18 protein-coding genes are annotated in these 15,594 nt (G+C 47.5%); 12 read left to right on the plus strand and 6 right to left on the minus strand.

Annotated elements, in window-relative coordinates:
- Positions 1-13: 13 nt before the first annotated feature.
- From M2277_RS00155 to M2277_RS00175, 5 genes are all read right to left on the minus strand, one after another.
- Positions 14-289 (minus strand): WXG100 family type VII secretion target, encoded by a 276-nt coding sequence (locus M2277_RS00155; RefSeq protein ID WP_006211202.1) that lies wholly within the window; start codon positions 287-289, stop codon positions 14-16.
- Positions 290-446: 157 nt separating this feature from the next.
- Complete coding sequence (locus M2277_RS00160; protein WP_063479993.1) at positions 447-959, minus strand: WXG100 family type VII secretion target; 513 nt, start codon at positions 957-959, stop codon at positions 447-449.
- A 27-nt stretch (positions 960-986) separates the two neighbouring features.
- Positions 987-1,793 (minus strand): hypothetical protein, encoded by an 807-nt coding sequence (locus M2277_RS00165; RefSeq protein ID WP_006211204.1) that lies wholly within the window; start codon positions 1,791-1,793, stop codon positions 987-989.
- 16 nt (positions 1,794-1,809) lie between these two features.
- A complete protein-coding gene (gene essC / locus M2277_RS00170) occupies positions 1,810-5,799 on the minus strand; it encodes a type VII secretion protein EssC (RefSeq protein WP_280753904.1) in 3,990 nt (1,329 codons plus the stop codon).
- Between the two features lie 91 nt (positions 5,800-5,890).
- The gene (locus M2277_RS00175; RefSeq protein WP_006211205.1) at positions 5,891-6,202 is read right to left on the minus strand and encodes a hypothetical protein; all 312 of its coding nucleotides are present in this window, start codon (positions 6,200-6,202) and stop codon (positions 5,891-5,893) included.
- 366 nt (positions 6,203-6,568) lie between these two features.
- On the opposite strand from M2277_RS00175, the gene M2277_RS00180 reads away from it, so the two are divergent.
- From M2277_RS00180 to M2277_RS00200, 5 genes are all read left to right on the plus strand, one after another.
- Entirely contained in the window at positions 6,569-6,808 is a 240-nt protein-coding gene (locus tag M2277_RS00180) for a hypothetical protein (protein ID WP_006211206.1), read from the plus strand.
- Positions 6,809-7,252: 444 nt separating this feature from the next.
- On the plus strand, positions 7,253-7,582 hold the full coding sequence (locus M2277_RS00185) for a PadR family transcriptional regulator (protein WP_006211208.1): 330 nt from the start codon (positions 7,253-7,255) through the stop codon (positions 7,580-7,582).
- The gene (locus tag M2277_RS00190; protein ID WP_036642153.1) at positions 7,575-8,135 is read left to right on the plus strand and encodes a DUF1700 domain-containing protein; all 561 of its coding nucleotides are present in this window, start codon (positions 7,575-7,577) and stop codon (positions 8,133-8,135) included. The genes M2277_RS00185 and M2277_RS00190 overlap by 8 nt, the downstream gene beginning before the upstream one ends.
- Entirely contained in the window at positions 8,132-8,980 is an 849-nt protein-coding gene (locus tag M2277_RS00195) for a DUF4097 family beta strand repeat-containing protein (RefSeq protein WP_006211210.1), read from the plus strand. The genes M2277_RS00190 and M2277_RS00195 overlap by 4 nt, the downstream gene beginning before the upstream one ends.
- A 78-nt stretch (positions 8,981-9,058) precedes the next feature.
- Positions 9,059-9,685: an FMN-dependent NADH-azoreductase gene (locus M2277_RS00200; RefSeq protein ID WP_280753908.1), complete on the plus strand. Its 627-nt coding sequence runs from the start codon at positions 9,059-9,061 to the stop codon at positions 9,683-9,685.
- A gap of 154 nt (positions 9,686-9,839) precedes the next feature.
- Here M2277_RS00200 and M2277_RS00205 read toward each other — a convergent pair whose 3' ends face one another.
- Positions 9,840-10,148 carry a DUF2087 domain-containing protein gene (locus M2277_RS00205; protein ID WP_235187430.1) on the minus strand — a complete coding sequence of 103 codons (309 nt, stop codon included), beginning with the start codon at positions 10,146-10,148 and terminating at the stop codon, positions 9,840-9,842.
- 212 nt (positions 10,149-10,360) lie between these two features.
- Between M2277_RS00205 and M2277_RS00210 the strand changes: the two genes are divergently transcribed.
- The 7 genes from M2277_RS00210 to M2277_RS00240 all read left to right on the plus strand — a co-directional run bounded on the left by M2277_RS00210 (position 10,361) and on the right by M2277_RS00240 (position 15,589).
- On the plus strand, positions 10,361-11,338 hold the full coding sequence (locus tag M2277_RS00210) for a YpdA family putative bacillithiol disulfide reductase (RefSeq protein ID WP_280753910.1): 978 nt from the start codon (positions 10,361-10,363) through the stop codon (positions 11,336-11,338).
- An 18-nt stretch (positions 11,339-11,356) separates the two neighbouring features.
- Positions 11,357-11,800, plus strand: a complete 444-nt coding sequence (locus M2277_RS00215; protein ID WP_006211214.1) for a DUF441 domain-containing protein — start codon at positions 11,357-11,359, stop codon at positions 11,798-11,800.
- Positions 11,801-12,031: 231 nt separating this feature from the next.
- Positions 12,032-12,937, plus strand: coding sequence for a decaprenyl-phosphate phosphoribosyltransferase (locus M2277_RS00220; protein ID WP_036642148.1), 906 nt, complete (start codon positions 12,032-12,034; stop codon positions 12,935-12,937).
- A gap of 28 nt (positions 12,938-12,965) precedes the next feature.
- Positions 12,966-13,598: an HAD-IB family hydrolase gene (locus tag M2277_RS00225; protein ID WP_006211216.1), complete on the plus strand. Its 633-nt coding sequence runs from the start codon at positions 12,966-12,968 to the stop codon at positions 13,596-13,598.
- Positions 13,586-13,927, plus strand: coding sequence for a DMT family transporter (locus M2277_RS00230; RefSeq protein ID WP_006211217.1), 342 nt, complete (start codon positions 13,586-13,588; stop codon positions 13,925-13,927). The genes M2277_RS00225 and M2277_RS00230 overlap by 13 nt, the downstream gene beginning before the upstream one ends.
- Positions 13,917-14,237 carry an EamA family transporter gene (locus M2277_RS00235; RefSeq protein WP_006211218.1) on the plus strand — a complete coding sequence of 107 codons (321 nt, stop codon included), beginning with the start codon at positions 13,917-13,919 and terminating at the stop codon, positions 14,235-14,237. The genes M2277_RS00230 and M2277_RS00235 overlap by 11 nt, the downstream gene beginning before the upstream one ends.
- Positions 14,238-14,296: 59 nt before the next feature.
- Positions 14,297-15,589 carry a DUF6080 domain-containing protein gene (locus tag M2277_RS00240; RefSeq protein WP_006211219.1) on the plus strand — a complete coding sequence of 431 codons (1,293 nt, stop codon included), beginning with the start codon at positions 14,297-14,299 and terminating at the stop codon, positions 15,587-15,589.
- The last annotated feature ends 5 nt before the right edge of the window (positions 15,590-15,594 follow it).

Here is a 15,594-nt window from a genome sequence, read left to right on the forward strand (position 1 = left end):
GGCCGAATGAATATTAACGGGATTCGTCAGCCATACGGAATTTCTGAGCGATCGCTTTCAGCTCGTTGCTGATGCTGTCAAGGGTTTGTACGAAGGAGTTCATCAAGCGGCTTGCCTCCTGGAATTCCTGGAAGAAGCGCTGCTTCGTCATACCGTCCCATTGACCTTCCATTCCGTTGATCGATTGAGTCAAGCTGTTGACGATCTGCTGACTTTGATCACCGCTTTGTTTAAATTGGTTCGCTACTTGCTCCACTTGTTCTGGCGTTATTAAAATACGTCCTGCCATTTATGTAACCTCCTTGAAATTCAATTTCTGGTGACACTTGACATCTTAGCCCAATAGACTTGGTTTATCAAAATGTCCTCAGACCTAATTTCCAGTTACCCTGCACGCCCCAATTTGAAACTTTTACCATCTTGATTTTCCCAAAAAAGCAGGGAAATTAGTTAGCAATTCCAAACGAAGAAGGATCCGTAAAGGTCCAACCCTGACCGGACAAAGCCGCTTGTTTAGCCGAATTTCCGTTATCCCCACTTGTCATGCCAACAGCAGCCGCTACGGAACTCGGATTCGAAATAACAGTAGAAGAGTTTCCATAATCCGGCAATATTGATAAACGTCCATCCATACCGGAGGCAGCAAACAGCGCTGTCGGCGATACGGTATTTACGATCGCATGCTCCAAAATGGTATGGTACTGATGATCCGTTTCTTGAAACTGATCGGCTTTACTTTGAAGATGCTTGCCCAGTTGAGCAAGAAGAACTCCCAGATGCTCTCCTAAACTTCGGGCAGACTGCCACTCATCGATAACCGCCGCTTTGAGAGACGTCTCCCAGACGAGTGAATTCATTGCTTGGTTGAGCGTTCTCGTTATCGCCAAATATTCATCGCCACTATGCTGCAGCTGACGGCTTAACGTCCGGAGAGACTCCGGCTCGACAGAAATACGCATTGGTCCTCACCTTTCATACAGGCTCTGTTACTGTTTCAGCCACATGAGAAGCATATGACGAAACTGCTCTTTGGTCGCTGGTGCTGCGGTTAGCCAGTCCTGGTCTCCCTCCAGGCTCATACGCAGCAGCCAATTCATGGACTCGTTCACTATAAAAGCTGCATTCTGACTTTCCCAGCTGTTTCCGTTCCAAATCGATAGCTGGAGTTCCCCCGAAGATACCTTGTTCTTCATACATTTCGCGAGCGCAATGGAACCCTCGGCATCATCTGTCAGTCTCGCTAAACGATCACTGATATCATCGCTTTTCTGTTCGGAGGCAGAGGTATAAATATCTCCGAACTCCTTTCGGCTGAGCAATAAAGCCGGGATATCCCCCCAGTTCTGATCGCTTAGCGCCAGATCCTCCACCAGATGATTGCAGGTTTGTTCGATTGTTCCGAGTTCACTAAGCATGTAACGCCGGTTATCCTCACCGCTCCTGCATACTTGTATAACTCGTTCGTCCGTTACATGTATATATCCTTCAAACGACGAACCCTGATTTTCATACTTTAACCAGCACGCACGTTCCGCAAGTCCGGCAATCGCCACTCGTGAGAAGACATCAGGTGGAATCGACAATTCCCCGCCTTCCTCTTGAATCAAATATTGCTTGCTTAGGAGCGATTGTTTGGCTTTTTCCCATTCAACCGCGATTTCTTCGGTTAAGTATCCTACGAAAGGATCTTCTACACCAAGTAATCGGTCCGATCCGATAATTCCAGCCAAGAAGAAAAATTCCTTGTCGTTCAGTGTGATCGTTTCTTGTTTGGAAGCATGAATTGTCAACATTATGAGCCACCTCCCCTCAAACTACAACATGCCATCGGTCGCGAATTTCTGTGACCCATCTCTGGGCATTCCATTCGTCATCGAACGGAACTGCGCCTTTTATTCTGGAAAATTTTCGTTTTACGTAGTACCCTTGTCCCGGCGGAAGAATTTTTAGTCCTCCAGGACTATTCGAAGACTCGGAAAAAGGAATTCTGAAGAACGATAAATCGTTTGAATCCAAAGTCCCGAATAAAAATCCGTTCTGTGCAGCCTTAATATCCGTAAACCAGTCCACGCCATACGTCGGGAAGTCGGCCGGAACGCCAGCAACAACGACATGAACCCGGCGGTCTCTTCCCTGTCTTACGATGGCGGACAATTGGTCCTTCAAGGTGAAATCAGAGAGCTGCTTGCTCAGAACATCAGCATCATCAATCATAAGCAGGATAGCCGGGTCTTCCCCGTCCTTCGATCGGGTCTGAACCCGTTCATGAAGGCCCGAAATGAGTGGTGCCAGATCCTCCTCATTCTCCGCATGTCCTCTGACATGCGGAAGATGGTTCATCCGGCTTAGCCCGCTGCTGCCATAGCGCGTGTCTACCGTATAGATTTCCAGCTCATCCGGTGACGTATAATACGCAAGCGATAGCATCCAGCTAAGAAGGAATGACGTCTTGCCGCCTTCCATTGGACTTGCAACGATAAAATGCGGCCCATCCTCAAGATTGATCGCAAAAGGCGTCAAATCATCCGTCGTCACGCCGACCGGAACCTGATATTTCTCCATGCCTGCACTTTCATAAGGATGTTGAACTTTAAGCAACTGGTGAAGCGGAATTCTGTCAGGCAGCGATTCAATATGCGGCGCATGTTCCCCTTGCCACGATTCATGATGAGCACGAATGCTATCGCGAAGCGCTGCGGAACGGCGTCCTTCGTCCTGACCTGAAGCCGGCAGTGCCGTTTGGAATTCAAGCGGCGGCACTTGTCCTTTGACCAGGCCTCTCCCGGGAGGAAGCTGGCTTGGAACTCGTGCAGGACGTCCTACCGCATAATAATAATCAGCCGGGTCGGCGAGTTCATACGATACCGCCTGCGAAATATTGCTCCGGACTTTCTCAAACATATCCGATATCCGATTGGCGGTTATCACGAATGTGATTCCCAAACTTCCACCCTCTCGCAGCAAATATTCCAGCATATCATTCTCATCGGGATATGAGTTCCGGAAGTTTAGATACCCATCAATAATCACGACTATTTGAGGAACTGCGATTGCATTCGACCGGCGATATGACGCAACGGTTTTCACTCCCGCATCAGCGATCATATCCTTCCGCAGGGCCGCGGTTTTCGCGAGAAAACGGAACAAACGCTTGATCCGATCCTCCTCTTCTGCGGTCATGACCGCTCCGATATGAGGCAGTCCTGCAAAGTCCCGCATCATCCGACCCATATCCACGATATAGCCGTGCCAAAAGTCCGGGTTGTACCGACGGGCAAGGGACATCAGCATCGTCTGGATGAAGGTGGTCTTTCCGAGGCCCGGCATTCCGTAGACTGCCCAGTGCCCTTGTTCCAAATTTAAGACCAGCGGCTTTTGACACTGATTAGGCAGGTCATCAACTATCCCGACATAAGATGTAAGGGTCCATTCACAGAATGGATCCGTCTTTTCAAATTCCATACCGGACTCAATCGCATCCAAATCCAGACTTTCGGGAAGCGGAGGCAGCCATGGTCCCTGAAGTCGGGCTATCCCTTGTTGTCTTGCTACCTCAGCCACATGATCGATAAACACTTGCAGCTGTTTAGGCACTTCAAGATGGGCTCCTATCGAGGGATTCGAAGCAAGCAGGGGTTCTGTCCTGCCGTTGATCCTCACCTCGCGTATTACCACAGCGCCAGGTGTATCCTTCTCTTCAATATAAGGAGCACCGCTCCAGGCATACTGCATTTCCTCAAACACTTCGTCGCTGCCGACTTGGAAATAACCTCTTCCCGGCTTGTTGATCCAGGCTGCGTTCGGAATCTTCAACATGTCCCGGCTGTCTCCCTCGCTTTGCACTCGAAGACAGATCCTAAAGCGCGAATTACTCCAAATTTTATCATCTACAACCCCAGCCGGTTTTTGTGTTGCAAGAATAAGATGGACACCGAGCGTTCGCCCGATCGCCGCAATGCTGATTAATTCATCCATGAATTCCGGTTGATCTTTCTTCAGCTGAGCAAACTCATCAATAATAATAACGAGATGGGGCAGCGGTTCGCCGTGGCGGCTGCGCAGCAATTTGTAATACTCGTCAATATGCTGCAAATTGCCCGCATCATTCAAGATTTTCTGTCGGCGGACAAGCTCGGCCTTAAGCGAAACCTTTGCCCGTTCGATCAGATTGTTATCCAGATTGGTAATCGTACCTACAACATGCGGCAAGTTTACAAACGTATTGGACATGCCGCCGCCTTTATAGTCAATAAGCATAAATGCTAGGTCATGTGGATGGAATTCGGATGCCAGTGAAGCAACAATCGATTGAATGACCTCACTTTTGCCAGAACCCGTCGTCCCTGCAATGAGACCATGCGGTCCATGTCCTTGACGTTCTATTTTATCATGAAGATTCAAATTAATCTTCTTTCCGCCCGCGCGGACACCCATGGGAACGGGCAATGAGTCCGGATAACGGTTCTGCTGCCATCGTCTGTGCACATCCAGATCGTTGATTCTCTGAATATCCATCATTTCAAAGAGAGGCAGAACGCTAGGGATATCGGATGCAGAGGATCGTTTCAACCGGATCGGCGCCATATAACGGGCCAAGGCTTCAATCTGGTCTTTGCTGATCTGATGTGACTGGAACGATTGCCTGGAGACGGTGCCATCCTGTTTCTTAATGGTATAAGCTGCCTGCTCACGCTCTACCTCCACAATAAGCTGGCAGTGCATCGGCAGGCTTTCCTTCCGGTCAGACAAAACGATCGTGACCACATCAGCTGCATCACCGTCTTCCAGCAACAGAGGAAGCAGCGGTTCTTCCTCGATTAATTGGGCAGCGGATAAAATTACAACGTATGCAGGTGTCTCGATCGATTTCTTGCCATGCTCGGAGCGATTGTTCTTACGACGGTATAAATGCGTAAACAGCTCATCTGCAAGCTGATGCGCATTACTGCGCCGATCAGCAAGATAGCGGCTGGAGCGGTCATCATCCCATGTGTGCGGAAGCCATCGCAGCCACTGCCACTCACTCGCCTCTTTCTCCTCATAGAACGCGGCAATCTTCACTTCGTCCGGCGAGTGTCTTACAGCGGTTTGGGCCATCATGACACGAAGCATATTCAGTACCCGATCTCTTCCGCCAACAATCCCTATCACTTTGGATTCGAACAGGGGCAGAGCAATCGATGCCTCGTCAACCGTCTGAAACTCCGCAGACAGCAATTCAGCCGCCTCAATCAACGGGTCTTTGTCATATCCATCCGCACGGGGAGGCTTGACCTGAATGTAAAAAGGCACCTCCCCCTTGCCGACGCAAATCTCCAGGAAGTCCGTATCCTCCGGTGAACGCTCCCACAAGCTGCTGCTGCGGTTCTTTGCTACGTTATAACACACGTCCGGATCGCCATGGATGTCAAACAGGATATGAACCTGGTCCTCCTGCTTCTCCTTAAGCTCGTCTCGGTGCAGATCAAGCTGTGCGCGATATTTCTGGTCTCGTTCCTTCAGCTTGATCTGGTAGGTCTTCTTGTTGCTTAAATACATGAAAAATGGCAGCGTATAGGATGTCAGCATCATAAAGATGGACAACATCTGAAACATCATGTAGTTGGGGTTGGACATTTTGCCGCTCATGCTCATATAGACATAGAAGCCTACCGTCACGGCAGTCATAATAATCGGGATAATGATGGCAATCATCGAGAATGACGGTTTGCTTGGCTCCGACGGAGGTCTCAGAATCTCCATTTCTTCATTCGGTAAGGCCGGTCTAATACGCGGCGAACGTTGATATAACACGTTCATATGTTCACTTCCTCCTAATCCAGAGAGCATCTGAAAAGTACATTATGTAGGTTGTTGTTTCAGTCAAAACCAATGGGTTACTTACCCAATTCTAACTTTCTTGAAACAACGATCTTCTGCCATAGACAGGAGCTTCCTCGGTTGTTGTGGAGAATGCCCGCTGTAAACGTATATAGGAGCCTTCTCTCAATCCAGCCTCAACAAGGCTTGAATGGCCCCCTACCGTAAACCACAAGCCTTCTGGAAATTTTGCTTCTAATATATATTGAATTCCTTCACTGGAGGGTTCATGAAAGAGACGCAGTCCCAGCAGCTCATTCAACCGTCCTATCGAGCATTCATCGGGTACGTCGATATCAAACCAATCATCTTCATTACGCCCGCTGATCACGGTGAGTATCATCTGGTTAACCTGCCTTCCCAAAAATGTTAATTCTATATGTTTATTCCATACTCCATGTCCAAACACCTATTTTAATAGGCACAAAAAATAGTTACATTATTGTAACTATATCATTACAGGATCTGTTCTGTCAATTTGTGTCATATTTCCTTTTTCCTATTTCGGCTGTATAAACGTTGGTTCAGAAGAACTATTTATGTACTGATTATAGGCCAAATCGAGGCTTTTCGTTGTTAAAAAGCCACTGTTCACAAAAATGTCACGCTCACAAAAATGATTCTGATTAATTATACGAATTTAAGGTTATTTTAAGATTGGCAATTTATAATGCAATTATCATGAAAAAACTTTCGTGAGGTGATTGATATGAAAACACTTATTATGTTCCAAAACAAGCCGGTTCCCGTGTACTTTACAACGGACAGCAAGCAGCCGGTACAGAAGGTACTAAAACTGCTGACCAGCGCGCTTGACCATAAAATTCAAACCGGCAAAAAGGCGCTGCAAAAATGCCTCAACTCCCTCATCAGTATTGAAATCGAGGGATCCGAGGCAATTCTTCACAGCAAAAGTGAAAACGACTCTCTTGCGCTATCTCTCTTTTAAAAAGAGGGGTAGCCCTTTTTTTGTTTAGCTTCATTATAACCCGTAATGGCGCTCCTCGGCTATCTGTGCTCTCTGAATTCGAATCTGAAACAATTTCACGAGATTTCTCCGTGTCGTTAACTCCTGGCAATGGTTGAGCTTTTTTAATATAAACCGATCGATAGACATACAATTCATCCCTCCACTTCCTCACTTGGAAAAACGACCCTATGTTCTGATAACTTCTATTAACCGTGCTTTTCCAAGATTAAACGAAACTCCCTTCCTTATACAAAGCTTCTAATGAATCGACTTTTTTTTCGAAACAGTCAAACTGCAGCCCATTTATAGTCAGTACCTTGCATTAATCAGTACTAAGTGATATCTTGTTGTAGACACTACTGAATATTAATTACTACCTCGTGATGACAACACGAACAAGGATTTATGAAAGGAGGTATCGGCATGGATGTCAGTATTCAATTTAAAAAAGGTGTTCTTGAAATTTGCGTGCTTGTGCTTATCCATCGCAGGGACCAATATGGCTATGAGCTGGCCCAAGCGGTATCTCGGCATATTGAGGTCGCGGAAGGAGCTTTATACCCCCTTCTTCGCCGGCTTGTGAATGAAGGCTACTGCACAACATACCTGCAGGAATCAAGCGAGGGGCCACCCCGTAAATATTATAAGCTGACCCCAAGCGGTGTGATCTATATGAGGGCGATGGTAAAGGAATGGAAGACTTTTGTTAGCAATGTGACCAATCTGATAGAGGAAGGAAATGGGTATGACTAAAAAACAGTTTATTTCGATTTTGGAATCGCGTCTGGCTGCGCTTCCTCCCCATGAGCGCCGGGAATTCATCGAGGACGTGGTGTCCCATTTTGACATCGGCATGCAGAACGGACGGTCCGAGCAGGAAATCGCCCGTGAGCTGGGAGATCCCTTTGAAATGGCAAAGGAAGCATTAGGCGACCGTTATGTAGACATGGAAATCCCGGTCCCTGCAAGTGCGGGAAAACCGTCTTCGTTCGGCAAAATCGCCATGGGAACGGGTTTATTCTTCTGCGCTATGGTCATGATTCCTTTCCTTGCGGCATTATGGTCCGGGGGAGTTGCCATTGCAGCTGGCTCGCTCGCCACCCTGCTCAGCCCGGTGCTTGTCCTGCTTGATTATATGGTTAACGGGACGTTTTATCCCGCCAAACTGTTCTTGTCCGTTTCATTCGTGGGAATCGGCATTCTTCTTGGTTATCTAACCCGCTCCATTATATCGGGATTGTTATCGATAACCCTCGGCTACTCCAGATGGAATACTCGCATGATGAAAGGTCGTGACGCAAAGTGAACAAGAAATGGTTGTTCAGTACAGCTATTGCACTTATATTGGTTGGCATCGTCGGTATGGCTGCGTATCAATTTAAATTTGGGGAGGAGCTTATCAGCTATCAGAACAAATGGGAGCTGCAGGATGCGGAAAATCTGAAAAAACTGAGGATTTCCAGCAACATCGAAATTGACTTTGCCTTCGAAGATAGCGGAGATTCGGGAGGATACATCGCTTTTGACGGTAAATTAAGACCCGAATATATCGACATCCTCCAATCTTTTCATCCATCTGGTTCGGAAATCGAACTGGATCTGACCCCATCCTACAAGATTCAGTTTATGAGTGTGGACTTCCATTCACCCAAAGGAAAACTGACCGTTGTTCTGCCATCAAGCACAAAACTCGATGATCTGGAATTGTCAACGTTCTCCGATAACATCCACGTCAAAGGTGCATCATCCAAAACGGTGGACATTTCCGTGAAATCAGGCAACATTAACATGAGTGAGATACGTGCCGAGCAACTAAACGTGGAAAATATTTCGGGGAATATTCGCGGCTTCGATATTCAGGCATCCACGCAGCTTGTCAATCATTCCGGCAATGTCGTGTTGAAAGATCTGGAAGGCCCCGTAGACATCGAAGTTTCTTCAGGAAATGTGAACCTGGGCCTGGTTGGTGTTTCGCCCGTCCAAATTTTATGCAGATCCGGTGATGTGAAAGTGCAGCCCGATCCGTCATTCCGCGGATTCTATGATCTCAAGTCGCTGTCGGGATCCGTGAAGGCACCGGAAGCAATGGAGGAAACAACCGACACTATCCAAATACAAACCTACTCCGGCAACATTGATATTGTTCACTAGGATGTCATTGACAAACCATACAAATGAAATATACTATAATTTATAAAGTAAACCATACAACAAGGAGAGTTTTCATACATGTCTAATGTTCTATTCATCAAAGCAAACAACAGAGCCATTGAGCAATCGGTAAGTGTAAAAATGTATCACGAGTTTCTGGAGTCTTTCAAAGCAAGCCACCCGGAAGATCAAATCACGGAGCTTGACCTCTTCGCAGAGAACCTACCTTATTATGACGGTGTTGCCATTAACGGAATGTTCAAAGCCTCCAAAGGCTTCGAAGCAACACCGGAAGAGCAAACTGCTGCAGCGAATGTCAGCAAATATATTGACCAGTTTCTTGCTGCTGACAAAATCGTTTTTGCCTTCCCATTGTGGAACATGACGGTACCTGCCGTACTGCACACCTATATCGACTACCTGAACCAAGCAGGCAAAACCTTTAAATATACGCCTCAAGGCGTTGTAGGTCTCGTGACCGACAAGAAAGTTGTGATCTTGAATGCACGCGGCGGCAACTATTCCGAAGGACCTATGGCAGCAGCAGAGATGGCTGTAAACTTCGTGATGGGTAATCTCCGTCAATGGGGCGTACAAGACATCGAGACGTTGATCATCGAAGGTCATAATCAATTCCCGGATGAGGCTGAACTGATCGTCCAAAACGGTCTTGAGCTTGTTAAAAAGGCTGCTGCTGGATTCTAATAGAGAACTTATACTAACTTAAATTTGTATATTTAACACACGAAAACCACCGTTCCATTGAACTCCATCCCAATGGTTAGACACCATCTAACATTGGAGGTGCAGTTCAAATGAGGGTGGTTTTTTGTTTTGTCTATTGGCGGCTTGTTAAGATTTAGATCTTGTCCCATTGAGTCCATAACTCACGCGGATTTCGTACATAGACCCCGTTATCCCGGCTCATATACTTATGAATGATAAATTCCCGCCGGATGGTTGCGTAATCCGCATGATATTGCTTAATAAACTCGTTGATCTCCTTCTCAGGGTATTCCCGCCCCATTTCAAGCTGTTCCACCAGGTGCTCCATAATCACCAGCTTCTTCTTGTACTGTGCCGGAATTTGCCGCAGACTTCCATCCTCAGCCATAAAATTTCTTAGTACGGAGGCTTTATACGCCTCACTTGCTGTCAATTCCATCATGATCAACCCTCCAAAAAACAAATTTTATAAGCATCTAATTTAATAAATATCTAATTAGAAGATAATCTAATTTCTAATGATTGTCAATCCCTCCCCCCACTCATGTGAAAAACCGTACTGCGTCAACGGGAAATCTGGATTTATCATTTTATTTGCTGTAGGATTATAATGCTGATCCATAGCGTAAGGTTAAATACATAAGGAGGTTCACCATGCTCGACGTCTTAATTATCGGCGCAGGCCCATGCGGTCTCGCAGCTGCCATTGAGTGCGGCCGCCAGGGCCTCAGCAGCGAGATCATCGATAAACACAATGTAGTCCATTCCATTTATCTTTATCCGACGCATATGCAGTTTTTCAGTACAGCTGAAATGCTCGAAATCGGCGATGTTCCATTTGCCATATCGAATGACAAACCGTTCCGGCACGAGGCGCTGGCCTATTACCGCAGAGTTGCCAAGCATTTTAATCTTAACATTTTCCCATATGAGGAAGCCCTCACGATAACGAAGCAGCCGGACGGCAGCTTTCAAGTGAAAACGCAGAAGCGCGGCGGTGAGGAATCCATTCGACAAGCCAAACACGTAGTCATCGCTATGGGTTATTTTGACCATCCGAATTATATCGGCATTCCTGGTGAAGACTTGGAGAAAGTAACGCACTATTTCCGTGAAGCTCATCCTTATGCCGGCATGAAAACCGTTGTCATCGGAGGCAGTAACTCCGCTGTCGATGCAGCCATGGAGCTCATCCGCGTTGGAGCAGAGGTCACGATGGTGTACAGGGGCGAAGAAGTGTCCCAGAATATCAAGCCATGGGTACGTCCTCTGTTCGACGGCATGGTTCAGAAGGGACATTTACAGCTTCACCTGAACTCCCGTGTCGTTCAAATCGCGGAATCCTGGGTAACCGTTCTTTCGAATCAAGGTCAGGAAACGATCATTGAGAATGATTTTGTCTTGGCATTGACCGGCTTTCGCCCTGACCGCAAGCTGCTCGCCTCCTCTGGCGTCGAACTGAATGAGGACATGGAGAAACCGCTCTATAATCCGGATACGATGGAGACCAACGTTCCAGGACTTTATGTGGCTGGCGTCATCGCATCGGGCCGTAACGCTAATGAGGTCTTCATTGAAACGGGCAGATTTCACGGGCGCTTGATCGCACAGCACATGGTCTCGAATGTTTAACAAAAGGAGGGATCTCCCATGGACGTAACTTCACTCATCCTGCTGGCCATGGCCGGACTTGGCATTATCAGCAGCAACTCTGCTGTGACCATTGCGATGCTGACTTTGCTAATGCTCCGCGTAACCGGCTTTCAGCAGGCCTTCCCATGGCTGGAGAAATACGGACTGACCCTCGGTATCATCATCCTCACCATAGGGGTGATGTCGCCGCTGGCCAGCGGTAAGATGAGCCTGCAAACCATCGGCGAGTCCTTCCTCCATTGGAAATCACTGCTCGCCATTGCCGTCGGCATGCTTGTCGCTTATCTGGGAGGACGCGGAGCTACCCTGATGGGAAGCAACCCGACCGTGGTTGCCGGGCTCCTCGTTGGCACCGTCCTCGGTGTTGCTCTATTCCGCGGCGTTCCCGTGGGGCCGCTGATTGCCGCCGGTCTGCTCTCCCTGCTTATCGGCAAATCTTGAGGAAGGCTTGTTTGCCTTCACCTGCCATGCAAACAAGTAATAACACGTTGAATGATGGCCTCCCTGCTGGTTCAAGGACCCTTGGGGAGGTTTATTTTTTCTGTAGTGCGGCAACAGCTTGTTCACTCATCATTACCATATATAGTCTATTCTATGGTATGATAGCTATCGTATTTCAGCTCTTCTTCCCTACATCCCAGTGAAACATGATTGATCAGGAGGTTACATCAATTGTCATCCACAAATACGAATTCAGCGGCTGCCCCATTGAGGCAGCTTCCTGTGCTGCTCTTTAGGCAGCTTAGACCGAAGCAATGGACCAAAAATCTGCTTATTTTTGCCGCCCCCCTGTTCTCGTTCGAAACGATAAATCCTGGATCGCTCCTCGATACGCTGATCGGTTTTCTTCTCTTGTCCTTCGTATCCGGCTGCGTCTATATCGTGAACGACTATGCGGATCGCGAAGCCGATCGCAACCATCCGGTGAAGAAGTACCGTCCGATGGCATCCGGTGCACTTCCGCCCAAGCTGGCGCTTGTGTTTGGTGCGTTGTTGTTAGCAGCTTCTCTAGCGGTATCTTATGTTCTTAATCCGTTGTTTACCGGCTTGCTGCTGCTCTACTTCGCAATGAATGTTGCATACTCGTTCCGGCTGAAGCACGTTGTCATCATCGACATCATGATTATTGCGGCAGGGTTTGTACTGCGGGCCATTGCAGGCGGTCTGGTGATTCATGTGCCCTTCACGCCGTGGTTCCTGCTGTGCACCATGCTGTTGTCGCTCTTTCTTGCTATCGGCAAGAGACGGCATGAGCTTCATCTGCTGCAAAATGACAAGGGCTCTCACCGCAAGGTGCTGGATCAATATTCATTTGATCTGCTGGACCAGATGAGCAGCATTGTCACAACGGCAACCATCATCAGTTATTCGCTGTTTACCTTTACATCGGGCAGAACCGTTCACCTCATGTGGACCATTCCGCTTGTCATCTACGGCATGTTCCGCTATCTTTATCTGATACATATCGAGAAGAAAGGCGGTGCGCCTGACCGGGTGCTCCTGGAGGACACTCACATCCTGGTTACCGTCATTCTCTATGTAATAAGCGTTGTCGGAATTTTGGTGTACTTTGAATAATACAGAATTGGTAATAGAGGGATCCCATATGAACCAGAAATTCGCTATATTCGATATCGACAAAACGGTGATTCATACGGACTCCATGTTTCAATTTTTGCAGTATGGTATACGGAAAAAACCTTCCACGGCACCCGTCATTCTGAAGGTCGTGCTGCATTCCGTGCTGTACAAGCTGAAGCTCTTGGAAGCCGAAAAAGCAAAAAGCGCTTATTTCCATGCGATGCGCCATATGGAAGACTCCGATCTGGAGCATTTTTATCAAACAGAATTAAAGCCCGCCATCTTTCCCGATGCGCTGAAAGAGCTGCAGCTTAAAAAGAGCGCGGGTTATCATGTCCTGCTCGTAACGGCATCCCCGGATGCGTATATGAGATACTTTGCAGAGCTGCCATGCGTTGACACCGTGATAGCGACAAAATTGACCCGGCAGGACGAACGCTTTACCTCAATGATTGAAGGCAGCAATTGCAAGGGAGAGGAGAAAGTGAACCGCATTCAGCAATATCTGGACGAGCAACAGCTGACCATTGACTATGAGTCATCCTGTGCTTATTCCGATTCCTTATCCGATCTGCCGATGCTCCGGCTGGTCAAGCACAAATATCTAGTCAATCACAAATCCGCTCATGGATGCGAGGGATTAACATGGAGCAGGTAAAAGCACAGGACTCTCCGCGCCACCTCGGCAAGCTGCTGATGGTTGTATCGGCCTTTTTGACGGCTACCGGGCAGCTGTTCTGGAAGTGGGGTCATACCAACTTGCTGTATATGGGGATCGGGTTTGTCTGCTATGGCCTCGGGGCTGTACTCATGATCAAATCATTTTCCCTGGAGAAGCTATCCGTAGCCTACCCCCTGATGTGTATCAGCTATATTGTGGCCCTGTTTTATGGTGATTTTTTTCTGGACGAACCTCTTACCCTAAAAAAACTGGCCGCTGTAGCCCTGCTTGGAATCGGGGTGACCTTAACTTCCTATGAAAAATGACATCCTGCTCTACTCACTTCTGCTCTTGATGACACTTCTGGGCTCGCTTGGGAGCGTATTCTTCAAGGGGTACACCGCGGGCAAACAAATCAAGCTGCTTCTGATCGGTTTTTTCTGTTACGGTTTGGGGGCGCTGCTGAACATTTACCTGCTTGGCCAGCTTCCCTACACACTGGTTATGCCAGCCAATGCGCTGACATTTCTGTGGGCATTGCTGTTTGCCAAACTGGTATTCAAAGAAACCATAGGGATTCGAAAAATCGCGGGTGTCGCGTTTATTATTTCCGGATTGCTTATGCTCATCTGGTGAATGCATGCAGAACGGCTCACTTTGAATACATAAAATGATTAGATTGGTGGAAAGCGAACATGACTTTTTTCCGTTATTTGTTTCGACATAAAAAAGATAATTATACGGCCATCGGCTTAAGCATCTGTCTTGCGCTATGGTATGTTTTCATGAATCTTCCCTTCGTGACCTACATTAAGGATCATGCAGCCACCCTGATGCCCCATAGCCCTTTCTATGGTGCACCTTTTACCTTGAATCTGTTTAACTTCGACCCTTCGATGGAATATGGCCCGGAAAATATCTCGATCATACACCCGTTCATTAATTTCCTGACAAGTCCGTTAACATCGATCATCGGGAGTTCCAACCTCCCTTATCTTCTGATTCAGTCAGTCTTGAATGCCTTGAGTGCAGCTCTGGTATATTACATCATCCGCAGAGGCGGAGCAGGCTGGGTGCTTTCCCTCGTCACAGCCGCTTTCTTTGGTTTCAGCTCTTACTCACTGTACACGGCTTTTATACCGGATTCCTATGCTTATGCGCAGTTTATGATCATTTTATCTGCGGCTTACTTGCAGCATAACCGAATCGAGAATCGGTTTGGGGTAATGCCTAACGCCTCCCTGGCCCTTATCAATTTCGGAATTACATCTACGAATGTAGCAACCTTCTCGGGAGCACTGTTGATCAGTATGTTGGATAGACGAATGAAACACGCGTTTAAACGGTTTATCATCATAATGCTGGTCTTTCTGGGCATGGTTGTAATTGTTACACTGCTTCAGCACCTGCTGTTCTCAGGCAAATCGTGGATCGGGAACGTATTTACAAGCATGCAGAACGGCGCGCTCAGCTACGTTTCTCCCTTCTCCTTCACGCATCATTCACGCGTGTTTTACATGCTGTTTGTAAGTCCTATTCTGTCGCCCGAGCTTGCTATGATTGATCCGGGAATCGCTGCGTTTGTGACGGATTTGTCCAAGCCGTATCCGATCCATGTCCATATCGTCGGTCTCGGCATGCTCTTGCTCGCCGTGCTCTCCTTCATCAAAGGCATCAAATCCCGTGATACGTGGGCGTTCAGCATCTACATTCTGTTCGCGATCCTGCTCCACGTCATCGTTGGCTTCGGTCTGGCTACGTATAATTACGATATGTACTTGTACGCAGGGCATTATCTGTTTGCGGTATTCGTACTCGCCGCGATGTTCATTGCAAAATTGAACAGCTATCGTATTCAGCAAGCTCTGACCGGCATCATGATCCTATTCCTGTTTATCACCTTGGTGAACAATATCGTATTACACGGTCAGACGCTGGATTATATTCAGACGACTTATGACACGGTGTTCCATAATATCGAGAAATAAGCATT

The organism is Paenibacillus sp. LBL, from assembly GCF_029893715.1.
Classification (GTDB): Bacteria; Bacillota; Bacilli; order Paenibacillales; family Paenibacillaceae; genus Paenibacillus_AQ; species Paenibacillus_AQ glucanolyticus.

Excerpts from the sequence above, each read along its gene's own strand:
- M2277_RS00155 (WP_006211202.1), bottom strand. The coding sequence starts at position 289 with ATGGCAGGACGTATTTTAATAACGCCAGAACAAGTGGAGCAAGTAGCG.
- M2277_RS00160 (WP_063479993.1), bottom strand. The coding sequence starts at position 959 with ATGCGTATTTCTGTCGAGCCGGAGTCTCTCCGGACGTTAAGCCGTCAG.
- M2277_RS00165 (WP_006211204.1), bottom strand. The coding sequence starts at position 1,793 with ATGTTGACAATTCATGCTTCCAAACAAGAAACGATCACACTGAACGAC.
- essC (WP_280753904.1), bottom strand. The coding sequence starts at position 5,799 with ATGAACGTGTTATATCAACGTTCGCCGCGTATTAGACCGGCCTTACCG.
- M2277_RS00175 (WP_006211205.1), bottom strand. The coding sequence starts at position 6,202 with ATGATACTCACCGTGATCAGCGGGCGTAATGAAGATGATTGGTTTGAT.
- M2277_RS00180 (WP_006211206.1), top strand. The coding sequence starts at position 6,569 with ATGAAAACACTTATTATGTTCCAAAACAAGCCGGTTCCCGTGTACTTT.
- M2277_RS00185 (WP_006211208.1), top strand. The coding sequence starts at position 7,253 with ATGGATGTCAGTATTCAATTTAAAAAAGGTGTTCTTGAAATTTGCGTG.
- M2277_RS00190 (WP_036642153.1), top strand. The coding sequence starts at position 7,575 with ATGACTAAAAAACAGTTTATTTCGATTTTGGAATCGCGTCTGGCTGCG.
- M2277_RS00200 (WP_280753908.1), top strand. The coding sequence starts at position 9,059 with ATGTCTAATGTTCTATTCATCAAAGCAAACAACAGAGCCATTGAGCAA.
- M2277_RS00205 (WP_235187430.1), bottom strand. The coding sequence starts at position 10,148 with ATGATGGAATTGACAGCAAGTGAGGCGTATAAAGCCTCCGTACTAAGA.
- M2277_RS00210 (WP_280753910.1), top strand. The coding sequence starts at position 10,361 with ATGCTCGACGTCTTAATTATCGGCGCAGGCCCATGCGGTCTCGCAGCT.
- M2277_RS00215 (WP_006211214.1), top strand. The coding sequence starts at position 11,357 with ATGGACGTAACTTCACTCATCCTGCTGGCCATGGCCGGACTTGGCATT.
- M2277_RS00225 (WP_006211216.1), top strand. The coding sequence starts at position 12,966 with ATGAACCAGAAATTCGCTATATTCGATATCGACAAAACGGTGATTCAT.
- M2277_RS00230 (WP_006211217.1), top strand. The coding sequence starts at position 13,586 with ATGGAGCAGGTAAAAGCACAGGACTCTCCGCGCCACCTCGGCAAGCTG.
- M2277_RS00235 (WP_006211218.1), top strand. The coding sequence starts at position 13,917 with ATGAAAAATGACATCCTGCTCTACTCACTTCTGCTCTTGATGACACTT.
- M2277_RS00240 (WP_006211219.1), top strand. The coding sequence starts at position 14,297 with ATGACTTTTTTCCGTTATTTGTTTCGACATAAAAAAGATAATTATACG.